The organism is Streptomyces sp. CA189 (genome assembly GCF_056428985.1).
In genome coordinates this window covers 1-21,415 of sequence record NZ_JBWJVM010000100.1, presented here as the reverse complement: position 1 = coordinate 21,415, position 21,415 = coordinate 1, and the positions used below count along the sequence as shown (strand labels likewise).

Below are 21,415 nucleotides of genomic sequence, written 5' to 3'. Positions count from 1 at the left end.
CACACGACGGCGCGCCCCGCGAGGGTTTCTCGCGGGGCGCGCCGGCGTGTGCGGGAGGTCCCGCCGACCCGCACTCAGTGCTCGTCGGCCAGGATCAGGTAGAGCTTCTTGCGGGCGTCGTTGACGACGGCGAGGGCCTTCTCCCGCTGCGCGGGGGTGCCGGTCTTGAAGACCTGGCCGTACGCCTCCATCAGGCCGAAACCGGCCGTCCGGACCTCGTTCATCGCCTCGAAGTCGAAGCCGCGGCCGGCCTCCGCCCAGGGGGCGTCCGGGCCGGACTCGGCCTCGGTGCGGCCGGCGTCGGTGAGCGTGAACAGCTTCTTGCCGCCCTCGCTCTCGCTGGTGATGAGGCCCTCGTCCTCCAGGAGCTGCAGGGTCGGGTAGACCGACCCCGGGCTGGGCTTCCACGCCCCGCCGCTGCGCTCGCCGATCTCCTGGATCATCTCGTAGCCGTGCATCGGCCGGTCGGTGAGCAGCGCCAGGATGGAGGCGCGCACATCACCCCGCCGGGCCCGGCCGCGCGGTCCGCCGCGTCCGCCGCGCCCACCGAAGGGCCCGCCGCCGAAGGGCGGCCCGAACGGCCCGAAGGCGGCGCGCCGCCGCTGGAACTCCTCCCGACGGTCCGGCCCGCAGTGGCCGTGACCCCGTCCGTGCTCATGTCCGTGGTCGTGTCCGTGCTGTCCGTGTGAACGCATGACTGCGCTCCTTTCCTCATTCGGTGATTTCGATGTCGCTGATGCGATGTCTCTACTATCGTTGACCCATCGCGATGCGTCAACGATATATCGGAAACTCTTCCAGCGAACATCGCGGACCACCGCACGACCAGCGGCCGAGAGCAGTCCAGTCATCCCGAATTGGCCTTTGCGGCCGACTCCGCCGCGTCTCTACGGTCGATCACATGCGCATCCGAATCGTCGACGCCTTCACCGACCGCCCCTTCGGCGGCAACCCCGCCGGCGTCCTGCTCCTCGAAGGCGGGTTCCCCCCGGACGCCTGGCTCCAGCAGGTCGCCGCCGAGGTCAACCTCTCCGAGACCGCCTTCGCCCATCCGCTCCCGCCCGGCGGCGAGGCGGACTGGGCGCTGCGCTGGTTCACCCCGGCCGCCGAGGTCGACATGTGCGGCCACGCGACCCTGGCCACCGCCCACGTCCTGGCCGCCGGCGGCCTCACCACAGGGACGGTCCGCTTCGCCGCACGCTGCGGAATCCTGGAGGTCACGGCCGCCGGGGACGGGACCCTGGTCATGGACTTCCCGACCTCCTCCCTGACCGAGGTCGAGCCGGACCCCGCCGTGGAGCGCGCCCTCGGCGCACCGGCCAAGTCGGTCCACGACACCTCGGATCACATCGGCGACCTGGTGGTGGAGCTGGCCGACGAGCGGACCGTACGGGAGCTCACGCCGGACCTGGCCGCCCTGCGCGGCTACTCCCGGCGCGGGATCATCGTGACCGCGGCGGCCGAGGACCCCTCCCGCGGCTACGACTTCGCCTCGCGCGGCTTCTTCCCCGCGTTCGGCATCGACGAGGACCCGGTCACCGGCAGCGCCCACACCGCCCTGGCCCCCTTCTGGGCACGGCGGCTGGGCCGCACGGAGCTCGTCGGCCTCCAGGGCGGAGCCCGCACCGGCCTCGTCCGGGTCCGGCTGCTGGGCGACCGTACGCTGCTGATCGGGCGCGCGGTCACGGTCATCGACGGCGAGCTGCTCAGCGCGCCGTAAGAGGGCGGTGCCCCAGGACGAGGGCGGTACCCCCAGGGACCGGCCCGCATCCCGGGGCGCGGTGCGCCTACGGGGTGGGCAGCCAGCCCACCTTCCCCGCCAGCAGGGCGTACCCGCCGAAGGCCACGATGTCGAGCAGTGCGTGCGCGACGACGAGCGGGCCGACCCGGCCCCAGCGCCGGTAGGCGAGGACGAAGACCACGCCCATCACCACGTTGCCGATGAATCCGCCGATGCCCTGGTAGAGGTGGTACGAGCCGCGCAGTACGGAGCTGGCCATCAGGGCGGCCGTCGGCGACCAGCCGAGCTGGTCGAGCCGCCGCAGCAGGTAGGCCAGCACGATGACCTCCTCCACCACGGAGTTCTGCACCGCGGAGAGGATCAGCACGGGGAACTTCCACCACACGTCGGGCAGTGCCTCCGGCACCACCGTGAGGTTGAAGCCGGTCGCCCGCGCCCCCAGGTAGAAGGCCAGTCCCGCACTGCCGATGCCGGCGGCGACGAGCGCGCCCCGGCCCAGGTCCCACCAGGGCCGGGTGCGGTCGAAGCCCAGCACCTTCAGCCCGGGCGCGCCCTCACGGGTCAGCAGGTGCGCGACGAGCAGGACGGGGACGAGGGCGCTCGCGATGCCGAACAGCTGCCAGGCCAGGTCCAGCCAGGGCCGCCCGGGTGCGTACGAGCCGTTGAGCGTGGCGGCCTGGTCCTTGAGCCCGCCCGGCTTGGTCAGCGAGCCGATGAAGCTGATCAGCGCCGAGACGCCGCTCGCGCCCAGGGACAGCGCGAGCACGAGCAGCGTCTCGGAGCGCAGCATCCTGCGCGCCTTCGAGCCCTCGCCGAGTTCGAGCTCCCCGACCACCGGTTCCGGCTCCGTCCGCACGCCCGTCTCCCGTCCCGCCACCGCTGCGACCTCTCGCGGGGCCTCCCGCCCCGATCACCCCATACTGCCTCCTCCACGGGGCAAGGGGATCACCGGGCGGGACCGGGCGGGCCCCGGAATCAGTCCTCGGCCGCCTCTCCGCACTCCACGGCGCCACCCCCCAGGCCCACCGGCCAGGTGTGCACGGGATCGCCCCGGTGGCTCAGCTCGCTGTAGCGGCGCGTGGTCGCGGCCAGCGCCGCGTCCCGCTCCAGCCCGCCCGCGAGCGCCCGGTGGTACGTGTCCACCTGCCAGGTGGCTCCGTTGACCCGGCGCCGGCACCGCTCCTCGATGATGCCGAGGTAGTGGTCCCGGTCGGCGGGCTCGATGCCCCACGCGTCCAGTCCGGCGGCCGCCATCGGCAGCAGCTCCTCCAGCACCAGCCGGACCGCGGGCACGCTCGCCAGTCCCCCGCCCCGGCCCCGGCGCGGCCAGCGCAGCCGGGCGTCGATGCCGTAGCGGCAGGCCGCGTCGAAGTTGGCCTCCGCCTCCGCGAAGGGCAGCCGGCTCCACACCGGGCGCTGCTCGTCCGCGAGGGTCCGTACCAGCCCGTAGTAGAAGGCCGCGTTGGCGACGACGTCGGCCACGGTCGGGCCGGCGGGCAGGACCCGGTTCTCCACGCGCAGGTGCGGCACCCCGTCGGCGACCCCGTAGACGGGCCGGTTCCAGCGGTAGACGGTGCCGTTGTGCAGCACCAGCTCCTGCAGGCTCGGCACCCCGCCCTCGGCCAGCACCCGCAGCGGCTCCTCCTCGTCGCAGATCGGCAGCAGGGCCGGGAAGTAGCGGACGTTCTCGGCGAAGAGCTCGTACGCCGAGTCCACCCACCGCTCGCCGAACCAGGTGCGCGGGCGCACCCCCTGTGCCTGGAGCTCGGGCGGCCGGGTGTCGGTGGCCTGCTGGAAGAGCGGCGGCCGCGACTCCCGCCACAGCTCCCGCCCGAACAGGAAGGGCGAGTTGGCGCCGACGGCTATCTGTACGGCCGCCACCGCCTGGGCCGCGTTCCACACGTCCGCGAACCGGGCCGGGGTCACCTGCAGGTGCAGTTGTACGGAGGTGCAGGCGGCCTCCGGCACGATCGACCCGGAGGTCCAGGTCAGCCGCTCGACCCCGTCGATGTCGAGCGTGAAGTCCTCGCCCCGCATCATCAGGATCTGCTCGTTGAGCAGGGAGTAGCGGTCCACCGCAGAGAGGTTGGCGGTGACCAGGTCGGTGCGGGAGATCGTCGGCAGAATCCCGATCATGACCACCCCGGCGTCGACCTCCTGTGCCTGCCGGTGGGCATATCCGAGGCCCGCGCTCAGTTCCTCGGCGAGCTGGTCGAATACCCGGCCGCCGAGCCGGTGCGGGAGGACGTTCACCTCCAGGTTGAACATTCCCAGTTCGGTCTGGAAATCGGTGCTCGCAATACGCTCGAGGACCTGCGCATTCACCATTCTCGGCAACCCGTCGGCACCCGCGAGATTCAACTCGATCTCCAGCCCCATCATGTTCTTGGGGCGATCGAACCTCTTCTCTTCCAGAAGTCGCTCCAGTACCTCCAGGCACTCGTGAAGCTTCCTCCGGTACCGTTGCCGATCGGACAGGTCGAATCCGCCCGCCACGACCTTCTCCCCCATCGGAGCGTCCCTCCTCGACTGGGCCCGGCCGGCGTGCAATGGATCCGCCACCCGGGCGCGCGTTACGGTCGATGATGCCCCGGCGGCGTGATCGATAACGCGGAAGGGGCGTGACTGGCGGGGAGCGCGCGCCGGTTTGGCCGACAGGTGCTTTGGCACATTCACCTGGCAAGCACCCGAACGCAAATACAGCGTAGACCTTGCCGGTTATCGATAACCGATGCTTTTCAGCCGAGCCCTCATCCGGTAACCTCCGAGGTCAGCGCGGAAACTTTGCGCGCACCCGGCATGAATGCCACGTCAGCGGGACCGGTAAGCGCCTTGTCGGCAATAGACGGGACAGCTAGCCGAAACACTGCGTGAACACATGTCGGATAAACTCCGCATGCGAGGCAGAGAGTGGGCGCGCGGCCATTGCCCCTCAGCCCCCCTCTGACCCCAGAATGCGACAGCGACGTCCGCACCCCGCACCCGCCCCGTTCCACAGGTCTCCCAAGCGAGAGGCGACCCACCATGCCGCTGCACGTCCCTCCGGCTCCCGCTCCCGCCCTGCGCAGTGTCCTCGCGGCCCTCGGTTCCCCCACCGCCGTCCACGAGGCGCACACCCCGGCCCTGCGCGCCCTCCAGGGGCCGATGACCGCCGAACTGCCGCTGCCCGTCCACGTCCTGGACCGGCTGCACATCTCCGGCCTGACCGCCGGCGGCAGGCCGCCGCGCACCCGCCTGACCGGCTGGCGGTTCCTGATCCGCAGCGGGGACCGCTACATCGCGGCGGCCGACACCCGGCTGACCGCGGACGGGTGGACCTTCTCCCACTTCTTCGAGGGCCCCTACGTCGCCGCCACCGAACGCGCGCTGCGCCAGGCCGAATCGCTCGGCAAGAGCTACCAGCCGCGCCTGCTCTCCGTACCGGAGCTGTACATGCTGACCCTGTGGCTGCACGGATCGGTGGGCGCCGACGCCTCCGCCGGGCTGCCGGCCGCCGCCGACCTCCTGGTTCCGCTGGCGCCCGCCCCGCCCGGCATCGCCGCCTACCGTCCGCACCCCGTGTCCGAACTGCTGCCCGTACTGACCCATCGGCTCACGCCGACGGCTCCCCCGGTGCCGCCTTCCATGGCCGCCCCGGCCGCCTGACCCGGCCCGTGGCCGGAACTGCCCATTCGGCCTAGCCCACTCGGGCCCCTAGCGAACCATCCGAAATGACAGGGGAGTTGACCTGAACCGCCCGCACGGGTGATGCGTCATCAATCTATGAGGACAGCTGCCGGGAAATCCCTGCGGACACGGTGCCGTGGGGGAAGACTGGGGACCCTGACCGAGCCAAGTCGTTGATACGGGGGGCGGCCATGAACAACGCATCGAGCCGCAGCACACAGACCACACCGCAGCGAAAGAACGCATCCATGTGCCAGCACAAGCCAGCATGCCCGTCCGCCGACTCCGCCGACCGGGAGGCCGCGCACCCCGTGGCCGTTCACCCGGAACAGGGCTGGAGCCTGCTGTGCAACGGCGTCCTGCTGTTCGAGGACACCGGTGAGCTGCTGCCGGATGGCCAGATCATCGCCCCGCACCGCCCGCTCGCGGCAACGCAGGTGATGAAGGCGGCCTAGCCGACGCCAGAAACGAAAGGGGCCGGCCCAGGAGAGAACTCCCGGACCGGCCCCTTCGTCATGCCACTTCGTCACGCCACGTCGTCATGCCACTTCATCAGTTGTCGTACTCGTCCAGCGGCGGGCAGGAGCACACCAGGTTCCGGTCGCCGAAGGCGCCGTCGATGCGCCGCACCGGCGGCCAGTACTTCTCCGCGGCCGACACCCCGCCCGGGAAGACGGCCTCGTCACGGGTGTACGGGTGGTTCCACTCGCCACCCAGCGCCGCCGCCGTGTGCGGGGAGTTGGCCAGCGGGTTGTCGTCCACCGGCCACTCGCCGCCCGCGACCCGCTCGATCTCGGCGCGGATGGCGATCATCGCGTCGCAGAACCGGTCGATCTCGGCGAGGTCCTCGGACTCCGTCGGCTCGATCATGAGGGTGCCCGCGACCGGGAAGGACATGGTCGGCGCGTGGAACCCGTAGTCGATCAGGCGCTTGGCGATGTCGTCGATGCTCACGCCCGTCGCCTTCGACAGGGGGCGCATGTCGATGATGCACTCGTGCGCGACCAGGTTGCCCGGGCCGGTGTACAGCACCGGGTAGTGCGGCTCCAGGCGCTTGGCGATGTAGTTGGCGCCGAGCACGGCCACCTGCGTGGCGCGCTTGAGGCCCTCGCCGCCCATCAGGCGCACGTACGACCAGGAGATCGGCAGGATGCCCGCCGAGCCCCACGGCGCGGCCGAGATCGGGCCGACGCCCGTCTCCGGACCGGCAGTCGGCTGGAGCGGGTGGTTGGGCAGGTACGGCGCCAGGTGCGCCCGGACACCGACCGGGCCGACGCCCGGGCCGCCGCCGCCGTGCGGGATGCAGAAGGTCTTGTGCAGGTTCAGGTGCGAGACGTCGCCGCCGAAGTGACCCGGCTTGGCCAGGCCCACCAGGGCGTTGAGGTTGGCGCCGTCCACGTAGACCTGGCCGCCGGCGTCGTGCACCTGGGCACAGATGTCGGCGACGTGCTCCTCGAACACACCGTGCGTGGAGGGGTACGTGATCATCAGCACGGCGAGCTCTTCGCGGTACTGCTCGATCTTGGCGCGCAGGTCGTCCGCGTCCACCTCGCCGTCGTCGGCGGTCTTGACGACGACCACCTTCATGCCGGCCATCACGGCGCTCGCGGCGTTGGTGCCGTGCGCGGAGGACGGGATGAGGCAGACGGTGCGCTGCTCGTTGCCGTTCGCCCGGTGGTACGCGCGGACGGCCAGCAGGCCGGCGAGCTCACCCTGGGAGCCGGCGTTCGGCTGAATGGAGACCTTGTCGTAGCCGGTGACCTCGCAGAGACGTTCCTCCAGCTCGGTGATGAGCGTGAGGTACCCCTCGGCCTGCTCGACCGGGGCGAACGGGTGCAACTGGCCGAATTCGGGCCAGGTGACCGACTCCATTTCGGTGGTCGCGTTGAGCTTCATGGTGCAGGAGCCCAGCGGGATCATGCCGCGGTCCAGCGCGTAGTCCTTGTCCGAGAGCTTGCGCAGGTAGCGCAGCATCGCCGTCTCGGAGCGGTGCTGGTGGAAGACCGGGTGGGTCAGGTACGCGTCCTCGCGCAGCAGCCCCTCGGGAAGCGCGTCGGCCGTGGTGGCGTCGAGCGCCTCCAGATCTGCGGTGACCCCGAAGGCCGCCCACACCGCCTCCACGTCGGCGCGCAGGGTGGTCTCGTCACAGGCGGCGGAGACCAGGTCGGCGTCGACCTGGTACAGGTTGACCCCGCCCTCGCGGGCCGCGGCCACGACCTCGGCGGCCCGGCCCGGGACCCGCGCGGTGATGGTGTCGAAGTAGGCGCCGTGCACGATCTCGACCCCGCCGGCCGTCAGACCGGCGGCGAGCAGGGCGGCGTAGCGGTGGGTGCGGCGGGCGATCGTCCGCAGCCCGTCCGGGCCGTGGTAGACGGCGTACATGCCGGCCATGACGGCGAGCAGCACCTGCGCGGTGCAGATGTTGCTGGTGGCCTTCTCGCGGCGGATGTGCTGCTCACGGGTCTGCAGCGCCAGGCGGTACGCCTTGTTGCCGTCCGCGTCCACGGAGACGCCGACGAGGCGGCCGGGCAGCGAGCGGGCGTGCTTGGCCTGGACGGCCATGTAGCCGGCGTGCGGTCCGCCGAAGCCCATCGGGACGCCGAAGCGCTGGGTGGTGCCGACCGCGATGTCGGCGCCCAGCTCGCCCGGCGAGGTCAGCAGGGTCAGGGCCAGCAGGTCGGCGGAGACGGCGACGACGGCGCCGAGCGCGTGTGCCTGCTCGATGACCGGCTTGATCTCCCGCACGGCACCGGAAGCACCCGGGTACTGCAGGAGCACGCCGTAGACGCCGCGCTCGGCGATCTCGGCCGGAATCCCGTCCGACAGGTCCGCGACCACGACCTCGATGCCGATCGGCTCGGCACGCGTCTCGATCACCGCGATGGTCTGCGGCAGCGCGTCGGCGTCGATGAGGAAGATGTTGCCCTTGGCCTTGCCCACGCGGCGGGCCAGCGTCATGGCCTCGGCGGCGGCGGTGCCCTCGTCGAGCAGGGAGGCGCCGGAGGTCGGCAGGCCCGTCAGCTCGGCGACGACGGTCTGGAAGTTCAGCAGGGCTTCGAGGCGGCCCTGGGAGATCTCCGGCTGGTACGGCGTGTACGCCGTGTACCAGGCCGGGTTCTCCATGACGTTGCGCAGGATCACCGGCGGCGTGAAGGTGCCGTAGTAACCCAGCCCGATCATCGACGAGAGGACCTGGTTGCGGTCGGCGAGCTGACGCAGCTCGGCGAGCACCTCGGCCTCGGTCCGCGCCTCGGGCAGGTTCAGCGCGGCGGTGGTCTTGATCACATCCGGCACCGCGGCGGCGGTGAGCTCGTCGAGGGAGCCGTAGCCCACCTGAGCGAGCATCTTCGCCTGCGCCTCGGCATCCGGGCCGATGTGGCGCTGCTCGAAGGGGATGCCTCGCTCCAGCTGGGAGAGCGAAATGCGGTTGGCGGTCATGTACGGAGGCCTCCTGGTCGTACGACCTGCGAGGGGCACCACGGCGCGGGCACCCGGACGGCCTCCCCCTCTGTCATCACAACCTGAGAGCTTCACCGGGCCGCGCGGGGATCGCCCACGAGGTCCGGCTTTCACCGTCGGTGAGGAGAGGTGCCGGCACTGCGCGCCCGGTACCCGCCCCTACTTTCCAGAGTGGCCTCACCACGTGCGGTACGTATGCCTGAGAGATTCCGGGGAGGATTTGCTCCTTCGGCGCCTCCGTCTCACTCACTCGGAGGACTCTCCCGCACAGGGTCAACAGCCATCGCCCAGCCTACCAGCGAGGATCTGGGGGCCTCCCTCGAGTGGCCCCCTCTCCGGAAATGCACTTTTGTAGTCATTACGGAGGAGTTGCGCCCAATGGAGGGACCGTACCGTGCAGACCGACATCGATCCCCGCAGCCTGATCGGCCGCAAGGCGTTCGACCGCAATGGCACCAAGATCGGCACCGTCGACGAGGTCTACCTCGACGACGCCACGGGCGTCCCGGAATGGGCCGCCGTACGCACCGGACTCTTCAGCCGGGACGCCTTCGTCCCGCTGGAGCCCAGCGAGATGGTGGGCGACACCCTGCGCGTGCCCTTCGAACGCTCCCTCATCAAGGACGCCCCCGACTTCGGCGTCGGCCGCCACCTCTCCCCCGAACAGGAGCTGCAGCTCTACCACCACTACGGCCTGGACCTGGCGCTCCCGACCGACTTCCAACACGACTTCGGCCACCAAACCCCCGAAGCCCCCTAACCCTCCACCCCCGCTGCCCCACCCCGCCCGGCCCGGGGCAGCGGACCCCCTCCCCACCTCCACCCCACCGGACCCCGGAAGCAGCCACCTGAGCACCCGGGACAACAGAGACCCGGACAGCGGCGAGCGGAGACCCGCCCTTGACAGGAGCCACTCAGCACCCTGCAGAGAGCAGGAGGCTCCAAACACCCGGCAGGGACGGGAGCCACCCGGCAGGGGGCTGCGAGCTGCGTGCAGTCAGCCACCCGACAGGGGGAGGATCCACTCGCCCCCGGCAAAGCGCAGCGACCACGCGGGCTGCCGGCAGCGGCACTCAAACAGCGGGCTGGCGACACCGGGCATTCGGGCACTTGGGCACTTTGCAGCCCGACGCTCGGCACTCCAAAGCAGGCGGCCGACGGCGGGCGGCGGGCACTCGGCGAATGACGGCCGACAACCCGGCGCTCGAGACCCCCAGAGCTGACGGCTGACACTCGGCGGTCGGCGCTCGGCGGCTGGGCGGCTCGGCGGCTGGGCGGCTCGGCGGCTCGGCGGCTCGGCGGCTCGGCGGCTCGGCGGCTGGCGCAGCGAAGCACTGCCGGCCCCGCAGGGGACCGGGCAGCGAACAGCCCCGGGGCGCGGCCAGGCATTCTGCACGGCGAAATCACCGCTCAGGCTCACTCCGGAGGCTTCGAGCCCCCCACCCCCACGGCCCGGTCCCCGACCAGCGGCATCGGATCGGACGGCTCCAGCTCGGGGTCGTCCACCAGAAACGTTCGCACCCGGCCCGGCTCCGATCCCGGCTGCTCGAACCGTACGGTCACCCGCCCGACCCCGCTGCCCTGCACCCACCCGGGCCCATACAGGGCATGCCGCACATCACTCCCGGCCGGCCACCGCCGCTCAAGCACGGCTTCACCACCACCCGGCCCCACTCCGTCCCCACGACCCTGCCCCTGCTGGTCTACCTGGCCCTGCCCGACGCTCTCCCCTCCCCCAAAGCCGGCACCTTGAACCTGCCCAAGCTGCCCTTGCCCTTGCCCTTGCCCAGGCCCCTGGCCCTGACCCTGCCCCTGGCCGTGGCCCTGGCCCTGACCTTGGCCGTGGCCCTGCCCCTGCCCCTGCCCCTGCCCCTGCCAGACGCTCTCCCCCTGGCCAGACCCGGCAACCTCACCCTGCCCTTGCCCGGCTCCCTGCCCGGCAGCCTCACCCTGCTGGTCGGCCAGGCCCTGCCCGACGCTCTCGTCTTGCCCCGCCCCGGCGCCCTGACCCGACCCGGCGACCGCACCGTGCCCGCGCCCCGCAGCCTGGCCCTGCTGGGCGCCCTGGCCCTGCCCCTGCCCGAAGCCCTCCCCCTGCCCAGCGGCCTCAGCCTGGTGCCCCTGCCCAGCAACCCACCCCTGATCCGGCCCGGGCCCCCGCCCCGCGCCTTCCCCCAGAGCCTGGCCCTGGACCCGGACCGGGACCTCCTGACCCCCGTCAGCGCCGACGACCTCCCGCCCCGCGCCCCCGCCGGACGGCACAGCACCCCCGGCCTGATACGCACCGGCACGGGCACCCGCACCCCCGGCAACCTCCCCGCCCCCGGATACACCGGCCATCGCGTCGGCGAAGGCGAAGAGGTCCTCCTGCGTATAGTCCGCCAGCCCCGTCACACCCACCCCCAGCAGCCGCACCCCGCCCGTGGTGTCCACGGCCTCCAGCAGCCGCGCCGCCGCCTCCCGCACCACCGCGGGGTTGTCCGTGGGCCCCCGCAGGGTCTCCGACCGGGTCAGCGTGGAGAAGTCGTACCGCCGGACCTTGAGCACGATGGTCCGCCCCGAGTGCCCCGATCCGCGCAGCCGCTCCACGCACCGGTCCGCGAGCCGCTGCACCTCGTTCCGGATCCGCACCCGGTCGTGCAGGTCCACGTCGAAGGTGTCCTCCACCGACACGGACTTCGCATCGCGCTCCGCGACCACCGGCCGCTCGTCGACGCCCAGCGCCATCCGGTACAGCCCGACCCCGTGCGAGCGCCCCACCATCCGGACCAGCTCGTCCTCACCGGCCTCCGCCAGCTCCCCCACCGTGGTGATCCCGGCCCGCCGCAGGTGCTCCCCCGTGGCAGGCCCCACCCCGGGCAGGGTCCGTACCGACATCGGTGCGAGGTGGGCCCTCTCCGTGCCGACCTCGATCAGCAGCAGCCCGGCCGGCTTGGCCTCCTCGGAGGCGACCTTGGCCAGCATCTTGGATCCCGCGAGCCCCACCGACCCGCTCAGCCTGGTCGCGGCCGCGATGTCGGCCCTCAGCTGCTCGCCAACGGCCCGCGCGGCCTCCGCGTCGAAGGCGACGCCGCCCGCCTCCAGGTCCACGAAGGCCTCGTCCAGGCTCAGCGGCTCCACGAGGGGAGACAGTTCCCGGAGCATGCCCATGACGGTGTCACTGACCTCGCGGTACAGGCTGAAGCGCGGAATCAGGCACGCGCCGTTCGGACAGAGCCGCCGCGCCTGGGCCATCGGCATGGCCGAATGCACCCCGAAGCGCCTGGCCTCGTACGAGGCGGTGGCGACGACCCCGCGCGGCCCGAGCCCGCCGACGATGACGGCCTTGCCGCGCAGGCTCGGCTTCGACGCCTGCTCCACGGAAGCGTAGAAGGCGTCCATGTCCAAGTGCAGGATGGTCGGCGCGGCTCTCACGTCTCCGATGCTGCCCTACGCCACTGACAATCGGCCCGACCCGAAGCAGGCGAGCCGAAGGACCCGGCCGACAACGCCCGCAGGCCCCGTCCGGGCCCGAACGTGGACCAGGACCAGGACCGGGACGGACCACCCGGCCCGTCCTACGGCCCGTCCTCCGCCCCGTCCCCGCCCTCCGTCTCAGACGGCCCGGTTCCTCCGGGCGGCCAGCTCATCGGCCGGGTTGTGCCCGACCACCGTCTCGCCGGTGTCCACGCGCTCCCCGTGCAGCTGCGACAGCGCGTTCTCGACATCGCGCCAGACCACGCCCACGGCGATCCCGAAGACTCCCTGGCCGCCCTGGAGCAGGCTCACGACCTGATCCGGCGAGGTGCACTCGTAGACGGTGGCGCCGTCGCTCATCAGCGTCATCCGCTCCAGGTCCGAGAAACCCCGGTCGCGCAGGTGCTGCACGGCGGTGCGGATGTTCTGCAGCGCCACCCCGGTGTCCAGGAAGCGCTTCACGATCTTGAGGACGACCACGTCCCGGAAGCTGTACAGCCGCTGCGTGCCCGACCCGTAAGCCGGCCGCACCGTGGGCTCCACCAGCCCGGTCCGCGCCCAGTAGTCGAGCTGCCGGTACGTGATGCCGGCCGCGGCACACGCCGTCGGCCCTCGGTATCCGACCTGCTCGGGTGCGGATTCGCCACCCACCGACTCGACTGACCCCACCGGCCCCACCGAACCGACCGGCGCGGGCTCCGGCTGACGGCGCGCGGAGTTCACCGCACCACCGTGCAGCGGGTACGGCCCACCGTCACTCCGTGCGGGGATGCCCCCGGTCATACCGTCGCCCGTGACTCTCACGCCGACCCTCCGTCCTTGACCTGCCATCTCGAAGGTAGGCAGTCACCAGGGGTGCGTCAACGATCGCCACACTCGGCACGCCGAGTGATAATCACCCTGAGAGTGGTTTCCCGTACCCCATTGCGGGGAAAGGCTACTCGAATGGGCTGAAATATCCGGGAGGACGGCGCGACCCGCGCCTCACTGCGGGCCGGTACCGAAGTCCTCTGGCGAGATCTGGTCGAGGAACTCGCGGAACTTCTCCACCTCGTCCTCCTGCTCGTCCGGGATCGCGATTCCGGCGTCGTCGAGCACGCCGTCGCTGCCGTAGATCGGCGTCCCGGTCCGCAGGGCGAGCGCTATGGCGTCGGAGGGCCGCGCGCTCACCTCGACTCCGCTGGCGAAGACCAGCTCCGCGTAGAAAACGCCCTCCCGCAGATCCGTGATCCGGACTTGGGTGAGCTCCTCGCCGATCGCCTCCAGCACGTCCTTGAAAAGGTCGTGCGTCAGCGGCCGGGCAGGGGCCATCCCCTGCTGCGCGAAGGCAATGGCGGTCGCCTCCCCTGGTCCGATCCAGATGGGGAGGTACCGATCGCCTCCCACTTCACGCAGGAGCACGATCGGTTGGTTCGAGGGCATTTCCACCCGGACACCCACAACGTCGAGCTCGTTCACACAGCAACCCTAGGACCTGCCCGGCAGGTTTGGGTAGTCGGGCTCCCCCAAGCCTGCCCCGAAGCCCCTCCGATCGTCGCTCGAAGGCGGCCCGAAAACCCCTCCGGGTCAGTGCAGCCGCACCCCGAGAGCCGTCTGTACGAGGGCCTCGTGCAGACGTACGGAGAGCCCCGCGAGCTCCTTCATGGTGGCCTCCGCATGGGCCCTGGTCTGCGGATTGCGGTGCCGTCGCAGCGGCGAGACGACCTGCTCCACCAGACCGGCCTCCCGGTCGGCGGCGGCCTTCATCGCCCGCAGGTGACGCGGCTCCAGACCGAATCGGCCGAGATCGGCCACCAGACGCGCCACAGTGACCGCCTCGGCGTCGAAACCGCCGCCGGGCGCCTCCGCGATGAGCCCGTACGACTCCCACTCCACGAGCTGGACCTCGTCGACCTCCGCGGCGGCGATCAGTTCGGCCCGGCCGACCCGGGCCACGGTCGGCCGCTCCCGGCCCACCTCGCCGTAGAGGGCGACGGGGCTCGTGGGGTCGACGGACTCCCCGTGCGCCGTGGGCGACGGGATACGGATCTGCTCACCCCGCGCGAGAGCGTCGAGCTGCTCGCGGATGACCTTCAACGGAAGGTAGTGGTCGCGCTGGAGCCGCAGGACGTGGGCGAGGCGCTCCACGTCGTCGGTGCTGAACTTGCGATATCCGGAAGGTGTGCGCCGGGGCTCGACGAGCCCCTCCGCTTCCAGGAAACGGATCTTCGAGATCGTGACTTCGGGGAACTCGTCACGCAGCATCGTGAGCACCGTGCCGATGCTCACCAGCCGCACGCCCGAGGAGGCGGCGGTGGCGGTGCCGCTCTTGGCGGCACCGCCTGCCGGGATACGCAGCATGGGACCTTCCCTTGAAGGGTCAGTGCCCCCGCAGGCTCGCGTAGAAGACCAGCCGGTACTTGCCGATCTGCACCTCGTCGCCGTTGTGCAGGGAGACGGAGTCGATCGGTTCACGGTTCACGTACGTGCCGTTGAGGCTGCCGACGTCGGAGACGGTGAAACCGTCGTGGCTCCTGCGGAACTCGACATGGCGCCGGGAGACGGTGACGTCGTCCAGGAAGATGTCGCTCTGCGGGTGCCGGCCGGCCGTCGTCAGCTCACCGTCCAAGAGGAACCGGCTGCCGGAGTTCGGGCCGCGCCGCACGATCAGCAGGGCGGAACCCGGGGGCAGCGCTTCCACCGCGGCCTGGGCCTCGGGGGACAGCGAGGACGACACGTGCGTCTGTCCCGACACCTCGGCCTCGTAGGCCTCCAGGCCCGAGATCGAGATGGTGGACGTGGTCTCCGAGGCACGCTCCGGCGTCAGACCCGCCCGCAGCGGCGCCCCGCAGTTGGAGCAGAACCGGCTCGCCGCATCGCTGCGGTGCCCGCACCTGCTGCAAATCTGCTCGGCCGACATGGACGGCTCCTCGCGCCGCGGCTGCCCCGCGGAGGCATTGGTGGCATACGGGTCGGGGGCAAACCCTCCACCCGTACTTGAGGTTGATGGTTCACCGAAACCTATGCGTCCGGTACCGGCAGGGTCAACAGTCGACGCGCCACGCGCGCCCGAAATGTCACCCGCCCCGGCGACCTCGTCGCGGAAGAGCGGCCGGTCGCCCTGCCCTTCCACGTCTCCATGCCCCGCGCGGTGCCTGGCCGCACCGCTTTCCTCGCGGTTCTTCTTGCCGAACAACTTCTCAAACAACTTCACGGGCGATTCCCCTTGACCGAAACAGACCCGCCCGTGGGGCAGGACGAACTCCGAATGCAACACCTGCCGACCCGGACATACTTACAACGTCCGTAACCATCAGACAGTTTCCACCACGCACCGCGACTTCGGTGCGTCGACCCCCCGCAGGCATTCGCCCGCGTGAGCCGGTCTCCGGCACCTCCCGCATCACGACGATGACGACCGAGCGTAGTCAGGCTGCTTCGCAGCCCGCAAGGCATCCACAACGATCTTCGCCGGACGTGTGACGCTGACGACCGCCTGCTCCTTCTCCAGCGACTGGACGACGCCACCGGGAATGTTGAGCGCCGGCTCCAGGTCCTGCGGCTTGCCGATCACCTTGAACTCGTAGGGCTGTGTGATCTTCTTACCGTCGATCGCGACCCCGTTCTCCTCGTCTGAGAAGTACGAGTCCGCCACGATCCGCACCCCGTTGATCTGGATCGCCTCGGCCCCGGCCGCCCGCAGCTCCTGGAGGGTGTCCAGCAGCTTGTCCGACAGCACCTGACCCTTGGGGTCCGTGATCTTCAGCACGATCCCGGGCCCTTGAGCGGCCACCGTACCGGCCAGGATCCCGAGTTGGCGTTCCTTCTCCACGGTCTGCTTCCGGGCCTCCTCGGCCTGGTTGGAGCTGCTCTCGAGCTCCCGGCGCTGGTCGTCGAGCATCTGCTTCTCGTCTTCCAGCCGCTTGGTCCGCCCGTCCAGCTCGTCGAGGATCCGTACGAGGTCCTCCTGACGGGCGCCGCGCAGCGCGCTGGAGTCGCTGTTCGACCGCACCTGGATGGCCAGGCCGAGCCCCAGGACGAACAGCAGCACCGCGACGATCAGTTGGGCGCGGCTCACCCGCGGCGGCCACAGTCCGGCCGCCAGCCGCTGCCGGCCGGTCTGCTCGGGCCCGGTCGGGGCGGCTCCGGCCGGCGCAGGCCCGATCGGCGCGGCTGCGGTCTCCTCCCGGCCCCGCTCCTCGGCCCCGGCACCGGGCTCGTGTCCCACGGGCGCGGCCGGCGGCTCCAGCGGAGGCTGCGCCTTCGGCCGCTGTGCCGCGGCTCCGGGCTCCTCGGGCGGGGTGTCGTTCGTACTCATCGGCCTCACGCCCGGAACACGTGCCGGCGGATGGCCGCGGCGTTGGAGAAGATGCGGATGCCGAGGACGACGACCACACCCGTGGACAGCTGCGAGCCGACCCCCAGCTTGTCGCCGAGGAAGACGATCAGCGCCGCCACGACCACGTTCGACAGGAACGACACCACGAAGACCTTGTCCACGAAGATGCCGTCCAGCATCGCGCGCAGGCCTCCGAACACCGCGTCCAGCGCCGCGACCACGGCGATCGGCAGATAAGGCTCCACCACGGCCGGCACTTCAGGCCGGACGAGAAGTCCGACCACCACTCCGACCACGAGGCCCAGTACCGCGATCACGATGCACCCTTCTGCTGCTCTGCTGCTGTAGCCGTACGTACGGTCAGGCTCGACGCGGCCGGAAGGCGCATCTCGGCCTCGGACGACAAGGAGTAGCGGATGCCGTAGTTCTCCTGCAGCACGTGCAGGTACTGGCCGTCCGCGGAGTCCTGGAACGCGGTCCCGAGACGCTTCTTGTCGCCGATCGCCAGTACTTCGTACGGGGGCACCAGCGGCCTGTTGTCGACCAGTATCGCGTCACCCGCGGCCCGGATCGCCGAGAGCGACGTCAGCCGCTGCCCGTTGATCGAGATCGCTTCTGCCCCCGACTGCCACAACCCGTTGACGATCTTCTGCATATCGCGGTCGCGGAGCCGCCCGGTGTCCGAGAAACCGGCGCTCTCGCGCGGATTGGAGCCGTTTCCGGTCGTCGAGCCCTTCGCGTCGTCCACCGTCAGCTTGATCCCGGGCCCGTGCACCTCGGTGGCCCCGGACAGCAGCGCCAAGAGCTGGCCCTGTTCGCCACCGTGCTGCTTCAGCGCCTCGCGCTGCCGGTCGGCGACGGTGTCCCGCAGCCGCTCGATGTCCCGCTCCAGACCGTCCGCGTGCGCGTCGGCCCGCTCGACCCGGTCGATGAGTTCATGACGCTCCTTGGCCAGCACCGGAGCGGTCGCCCGCGCCTGCGCGGCACCCAGGGTGACGACCATGGCGGCGAGCACGAGCCCGGCGGCGAGACCCAGTTTGGCCTTGAGGGTCCGCGGCAGGCCGGACGTGCCCTCGGCCTCGCGCCTGGCCGAGGCCTCCGCGTAGCCCTCGTCGAGGGAGTGGTCCATCACGTGCGTCAGCAGCGACATAGAGGCGTCCGGCCGCGCCGGAGGTGCCGAACTGCGGTTGTGGGGCGGCTGCGACATGCCGCACATCGTCGCATGTCGGCGCCGCTCCCACCGAATGCGGACGTCCGGCGGACCGGCCGGGACCTTCGCCCCGCCCGCTCCACCGGACTTCCGGCCCTACGCCGTTCCGTTCCCGCCTACGCCGTCCCGTGCGGGGCGCTCAGTGCCCGGCGCCGTCCACCACCGCTGCCCAGCCGTCCAGCAGCGCCTGCGCGGACGCGTCGTCGGGCCCCTCGGCCCACAGGTGCGTGACCGCCTCCGCCGGGTCCGGCAGCACCAGGGCCCACCGCCCGTCGGCCTCCACGACCCGCACCCCGTCGGTGGTGTCCACCTGACGGTCCCCGGCCGCCTCCACGACCCGCCGCATGACGAGCCCCTTCACCGCCCACGGGGTCGGCACGTCCCGCTTGAGCACGTGCGCCCTCGGAATCCGGGCGTCGATCTGGCTCAGCGTGAGCTGCGTCCGCGCCACCAGCCCGATCAACTGCACGAAGGCGGCCGACCCGTCGAAGACGCTGCTGAACTCGGGGACGATGAATCCGCCCCGCCCGTCACCGCCGAAGATGGTGTTCTCCGCCCGGCCCACCCGGGTCAGGTCGTCGGGCGAGGTCGTCGTCCACTCCACCTGGGTGCCGTGGTACGCCGCCACCTGCTCGGCGATCCGGGTCGTGGTCACGGGCAGCGCCACTTTGCCGCTGCGCTTCTCGGCGGCAACCAGGTCGAGCAGCACCAGGAGCGCCCGGTCGTCCTCGATGATCCGGCCGCGCTCGTCCACGAGGGAGATCCGCTCGCCCACCGGGTCGAAGCGCACACCGAAGGCGGCCCGCGAGGACGCCACGATCTCCCCCAGCCGCACCAGTCCCGCCCGGCGGGATTCGGCGGTCTCCGTGGGCCGGGACTCGTCGAGCCCCGGGTTGACGGTCAGCGCGTCCACTCCGAGCCGGCCCAGCAGGCTCGGCAGCACCAGGCCGGCGCTGCCGTTGGAAGCGTCCACGACCACCTTGAGCCCCGAGTCCGCGACCCCGGTGGTGTCCACCCGGCGCAGCAGCGAACCGGTGTAGGCGTCGAAGACGCTTCCCGGGAACTGCAGGTCACCGATCTCGCCGGGGAAGGCTCGCCGGTACTCCTGGCGTGCGTAGACCCGGTCGAGCTTGCGCTGCTGCTGGAGGGAGAGGTCCGCCCCCCGCTCGTCGAGGAACATGATGTCGACCGAGTCCGGCACTCCCGGCGAGGTCCGCAGCACGATCCCGCCGGCACTGCCGCGCGCGGTCTGCTGCCGCGCCACGGGCAGCGGTACGTTCTCCAGGTCCCGGACGTTGATGGCACTGGCCTGGAGCGCCGAGATCACGGCGCGCTTGAGCGCTCTCGCGCCTCGGGAGTGGTCGCGGGCCGTGGTGACCGTCGCCCCCTTCTTCAGGGTCGTCGCATAGGCACCGGCCAGCCGGACCACCAGCTCCGGGGTGATCTCCACGTTGAGGATCCCGGTGACCCCGCGCGCACCGAACAGATGTGCCTGCCCGCGGGACTCCCAGATGACCGAGGTGTTGACGAAGGCGCCCGCCTCGATCGTCTTGAAGGGGTAGACCCGCACGTTCCCCTGGATGATCGATTCCTCGCCGACGAGGCACTCGTCACCGATGACGGCGCCGTCCTCGATCCGGGCAGCCCGCATGATGTCGGTGTTCTTGCCGATGACACAGCCGCGGAGGTTGCTGTGCGGCCCGATGTACACGTTGTCGTGCACGACGGCCTTGTGCAGGAAGGCACCGCTCTTCACGACGACGTTCGACCCGATGACGGTGTGCTCGCGGATCTCCACCCCGGCCTCGACCTTGGCGTAGTCCCCGATGTACAGCGGCCCGCGCAGCACCGCGTCCGGGCTCACCTCGGCCCCTTCGGCGATCCACACGCCGGGGGAGATCTCGAAGCCGTCCATGTCGACCTGGACCTTGCCCTCGAGTACGTCGGCCTGGGCCTTGACGTAGCTCTCGTGGGTGCCGACGTCCTCCCAGTAGCCCTCGGCGACGTAGCCGTAGATCGGCCGGCCTTCCTTCATCAACTGCGGGAAGACGTCACCGGACCAGTCCACGGAGACGTCCGCGTCCACGTAGTCGAAGATCTCCGGCTCCATGACGTAGATGCCGGTGTTGATGGTGTCCGAGAACACCTGGCCCCAGGTCGGCTTCTCCAGGAAGCGCTCGACCTTGCCTTCCTCGTCCACGATGGTGATGCCGAATTCCAGCGGATTCGGCACCCGGGTCAGGCACACCGTGACGAGCCCGCCCTTCTCCTTGTGGAAACGGATCAGGTCGGTCAGGTCGAAGTCGGTGAGCGCGTCGCCGGAGATGACGAGGAACGTATCGTCCTTCAGAGCCTCCTCGGCGTTCTTCACGCTGCCGGCGGTCCCGAGTGGCTTCTCCTCGTTGGCATAGGTGAGCTCCATTCCGAGCTCCTCGCCGTCACCGAAGTAGTTCCTGACGAGTGAGGCCAGGAACTGTACGGTGACCACGGTTTCGTTGAGCCCATGCCGCTTGAGCAGCCTGAGCACGTGCTCCATGATCGGCCGGTTCGCCACCGGCAGGAGCGGCTTGGGCATGCTTGAGGTCATGGGGCGAAGCCGAGTGCCTTCGCCACCAGCCATCACGACGGCCTTCATGTCGGAAGAGTCCTCCTTGAGAGACGGCGTATCGCCGACCTCACCCGTCCCGGACGGTGACTGGATCACTCCCCCGCGTCAGTCAGGCGCCGAGCGAGCTCAATCGGCCGTGGCGTCCGCCTTCACGAGCCGGCGGACTTGCACCACGTAAAGCACTCCTGCCCACCAATACAGGGTTGTACCCCATCCGGCGAACGCCCATCCGAAAACTGACCCCGTCCAGGCCAACCAACCCGACCATGTGCTCACCAGGAGGAAGGGGAACGCGTACATCAGGTTGAAGGTCGCGGCCTTCCCGAGGAAGTTGACCTGGGGCGGCGGATAGCCGTGCCGACGCAGGATCCAGACCATGACCAGCAGCATCAGCTCGCGCGCGAGCAGCGCTCCGGTGAGCCAGAGCGGCAGAATCTCGCGGTACGTGAGACCGAACAGGGTGGACAGGATGTAGAGCCGGTCCGCGGCGGGATCCAGCAGCCGGCCGAGGCTGCTGATCTGATTCCAGCGCCGTGCCAGCTTCCCATCCAGGTAGTCGCTGACCCCGCTGAGCATGAGGACGGCAAGAGCCCAGCCGTCGTGCTCGGCCAGGATCAGCCACAGGAACAGGGGCACGCCGGCGAGACGCGCCATGCTCAGGATGTTCGGAATGGTGAAAATTCGGTCGGTCTGAACCCGAGTCTCCTGGACCTCCACCCGGGGGCCTCCACTGTGACTGTAGAAATGTCGAACGATGCCCCCTGACACTACAGGAGCCGGTGCACCGGTCCGTAAACGCAGAAAAGCCCCGCACCGAACCCTATAAGGGCTGGTGCGGGGCTTTCCCACAATGATTGTTCGGCGGCGTCCTACTCTCCCACAGGGTCCCCCCTGCAGTACCATCGGCGCTGAAAGGCTTAGCTTCCGGGTTCGGAATGTAAACCGGGCGTTTCCCTA

Annotated in this window: 18 protein-coding genes, 1 rRNA gene and 1 riboswitch; of the genes, 4 read left to right on the top strand and 15 right to left on the bottom strand. The window is 70.6% G+C overall.

Annotated elements, in window-relative coordinates; all coding sequences use genetic code 11:
• Window positions 1–74: 74 nt before the first annotated feature.
• The gene (locus tag AC061S_RS39945; protein ID WP_478690774.1) at window positions 75–695 is read right to left on the bottom strand and encodes a PadR family transcriptional regulator; all 621 of its coding nucleotides are present in this window, start codon (window positions 693–695) and stop codon (window positions 75–77) included.
• 206 nt (window positions 696–901) lie between these two features.
• On the opposite strand from AC061S_RS39945, the gene AC061S_RS39940 reads away from it, so the two are divergent.
• Window positions 902–1,720 carry a PhzF family phenazine biosynthesis protein gene (locus AC061S_RS39940; RefSeq protein ID WP_478690773.1) on the top strand — a complete coding sequence of 273 codons (819 nt, stop codon included), beginning with the start codon at window positions 902–904 and terminating at the stop codon, window positions 1,718–1,720.
• Window positions 1,721–1,787: 67 nt separating this feature from the next.
• Here AC061S_RS39940 and AC061S_RS39935 read toward each other — a convergent pair whose 3' ends face one another.
• Together AC061S_RS39935 and AC061S_RS39930 are read right to left on the bottom strand one after the other, a co-directional pair.
• A complete protein-coding gene (locus tag AC061S_RS39935) occupies window positions 1,788–2,531 on the bottom strand; it encodes a CPBP family intramembrane glutamic endopeptidase (protein WP_478690781.1) in 744 nt (247 codons plus the stop codon).
• 185 nt (window positions 2,532–2,716) lie between these two features.
• Window positions 2,717–4,252 carry a glutamate-cysteine ligase family protein gene (locus AC061S_RS39930; RefSeq protein ID WP_478690772.1) on the bottom strand — a complete coding sequence of 512 codons (1,536 nt, stop codon included), beginning with the start codon at window positions 4,250–4,252 and terminating at the stop codon, window positions 2,717–2,719.
• Between the two features lie 513 nt (window positions 4,253–4,765).
• Here AC061S_RS39930 and AC061S_RS39925 point away from each other — a divergent pair.
• Together AC061S_RS39925 and AC061S_RS39920 are read left to right on the top strand one after the other, a co-directional pair.
• Window positions 4,766–5,386 carry a hypothetical protein gene (locus AC061S_RS39925; protein WP_478690771.1) on the top strand — a complete coding sequence of 207 codons (621 nt, stop codon included), beginning with the start codon at window positions 4,766–4,768 and terminating at the stop codon, window positions 5,384–5,386.
• A gap of 269 nt (window positions 5,387–5,655) precedes the next feature.
• Window positions 5,656–5,862 carry a DUF5999 family protein gene (locus AC061S_RS39920; protein WP_112451479.1) on the top strand — a complete coding sequence of 69 codons (207 nt, stop codon included), beginning with the start codon at window positions 5,656–5,658 and terminating at the stop codon, window positions 5,860–5,862.
• A gap of 97 nt (window positions 5,863–5,959) precedes the next feature.
• Here the strand turns inward: AC061S_RS39920 and gcvP are convergent, their stop codons facing one another.
• On the bottom strand, window positions 5,960–8,845 hold the full coding sequence (gcvP, locus tag AC061S_RS39915) for an aminomethyl-transferring glycine dehydrogenase (protein ID WP_478690770.1): 2,886 nt from the start codon (window positions 8,843–8,845) through the stop codon (window positions 5,960–5,962).
• A gap of 198 nt (window positions 8,846–9,043) precedes the next feature.
• Window positions 9,044–9,142: riboswitch (glycine riboswitch) on the bottom strand.
• A 118-nt stretch (window positions 9,143–9,260) separates the two neighbouring features.
• On the opposite strand from gcvP, the gene AC061S_RS39910 reads away from it, so the two are divergent.
• Window positions 9,261–9,626, top strand: coding sequence for a PRC-barrel domain-containing protein (locus AC061S_RS39910; protein ID WP_478690769.1), 366 nt, complete (start codon window positions 9,261–9,263; stop codon window positions 9,624–9,626).
• A 656-nt stretch (window positions 9,627–10,282) separates the two neighbouring features.
• On the opposite strand, the gene AC061S_RS39905 is transcribed toward AC061S_RS39910, so the two are convergent.
• From AC061S_RS39905 to rrf, 11 genes are all read right to left on the bottom strand, one after another.
• Entirely contained in the window at window positions 10,283–12,280 is a 1,998-nt protein-coding gene (locus AC061S_RS39905) for a DNA polymerase IV (protein ID WP_478690768.1), read from the bottom strand.
• 180 nt (window positions 12,281–12,460) lie between these two features.
• Window positions 12,461–13,126 (bottom strand): MerR family transcriptional regulator, encoded by a 666-nt coding sequence (locus AC061S_RS39900; RefSeq protein WP_478690767.1) that lies wholly within the window; start codon window positions 13,124–13,126, stop codon window positions 12,461–12,463.
• Between the two features lie 180 nt (window positions 13,127–13,306).
• The gene (locus tag AC061S_RS39895; protein WP_319732222.1) at window positions 13,307–13,780 is read right to left on the bottom strand and encodes a bifunctional nuclease family protein; all 474 of its coding nucleotides are present in this window, start codon (window positions 13,778–13,780) and stop codon (window positions 13,307–13,309) included.
• A 108-nt stretch (window positions 13,781–13,888) separates the two neighbouring features.
• Window positions 13,889–14,662: a transcriptional regulator FtsR gene (gene ftsR, locus AC061S_RS39890; RefSeq protein ID WP_478690766.1), complete on the bottom strand. Its 774-nt coding sequence runs from the start codon at window positions 14,660–14,662 to the stop codon at window positions 13,889–13,891.
• A gap of 19 nt (window positions 14,663–14,681) precedes the next feature.
• A complete protein-coding gene (locus AC061S_RS39885) occupies window positions 14,682–15,221 on the bottom strand; it encodes an FHA domain-containing protein (protein ID WP_478690765.1) in 540 nt (179 codons plus the stop codon).
• Between the two features lie 483 nt (window positions 15,222–15,704).
• Window positions 15,705–16,619 (bottom strand): DUF881 domain-containing protein, encoded by a 915-nt coding sequence (locus AC061S_RS39880; protein WP_478690764.1) that lies wholly within the window; start codon window positions 16,617–16,619, stop codon window positions 15,705–15,707.
• A 5-nt stretch (window positions 16,620–16,624) separates the two neighbouring features.
• Window positions 16,625–16,957 carry a small basic family protein gene (locus AC061S_RS39875; RefSeq protein ID WP_112452698.1) on the bottom strand — a complete coding sequence of 111 codons (333 nt, stop codon included), beginning with the start codon at window positions 16,955–16,957 and terminating at the stop codon, window positions 16,625–16,627.
• A complete protein-coding gene (locus tag AC061S_RS39870; protein ID WP_478690763.1) occupies window positions 16,954–17,856 on the bottom strand; it encodes a DUF881 domain-containing protein in 903 nt (300 codons plus the stop codon). The genes AC061S_RS39875 and AC061S_RS39870 overlap by 4 nt, the downstream gene beginning before the upstream one ends.
• A 133-nt stretch (window positions 17,857–17,989) precedes the next feature.
• Window positions 17,990–20,485 carry a sugar phosphate nucleotidyltransferase gene (locus tag AC061S_RS39865; RefSeq protein ID WP_388495148.1) on the bottom strand — a complete coding sequence of 832 codons (2,496 nt, stop codon included), beginning with the start codon at window positions 20,483–20,485 and terminating at the stop codon, window positions 17,990–17,992.
• A 99-nt stretch (window positions 20,486–20,584) separates the two neighbouring features.
• Window positions 20,585–21,175 carry a cardiolipin synthase ClsA gene (gene clsA, locus AC061S_RS39860; RefSeq protein WP_478690762.1) on the bottom strand — a complete coding sequence of 197 codons (591 nt, stop codon included), beginning with the start codon at window positions 21,173–21,175 and terminating at the stop codon, window positions 20,585–20,587.
• Window positions 21,176–21,314: 139 nt separating this feature from the next.
• Window positions 21,315–21,415 (bottom strand): 5S ribosomal RNA (gene rrf, locus AC061S_RS39855); the annotation flags it as partial.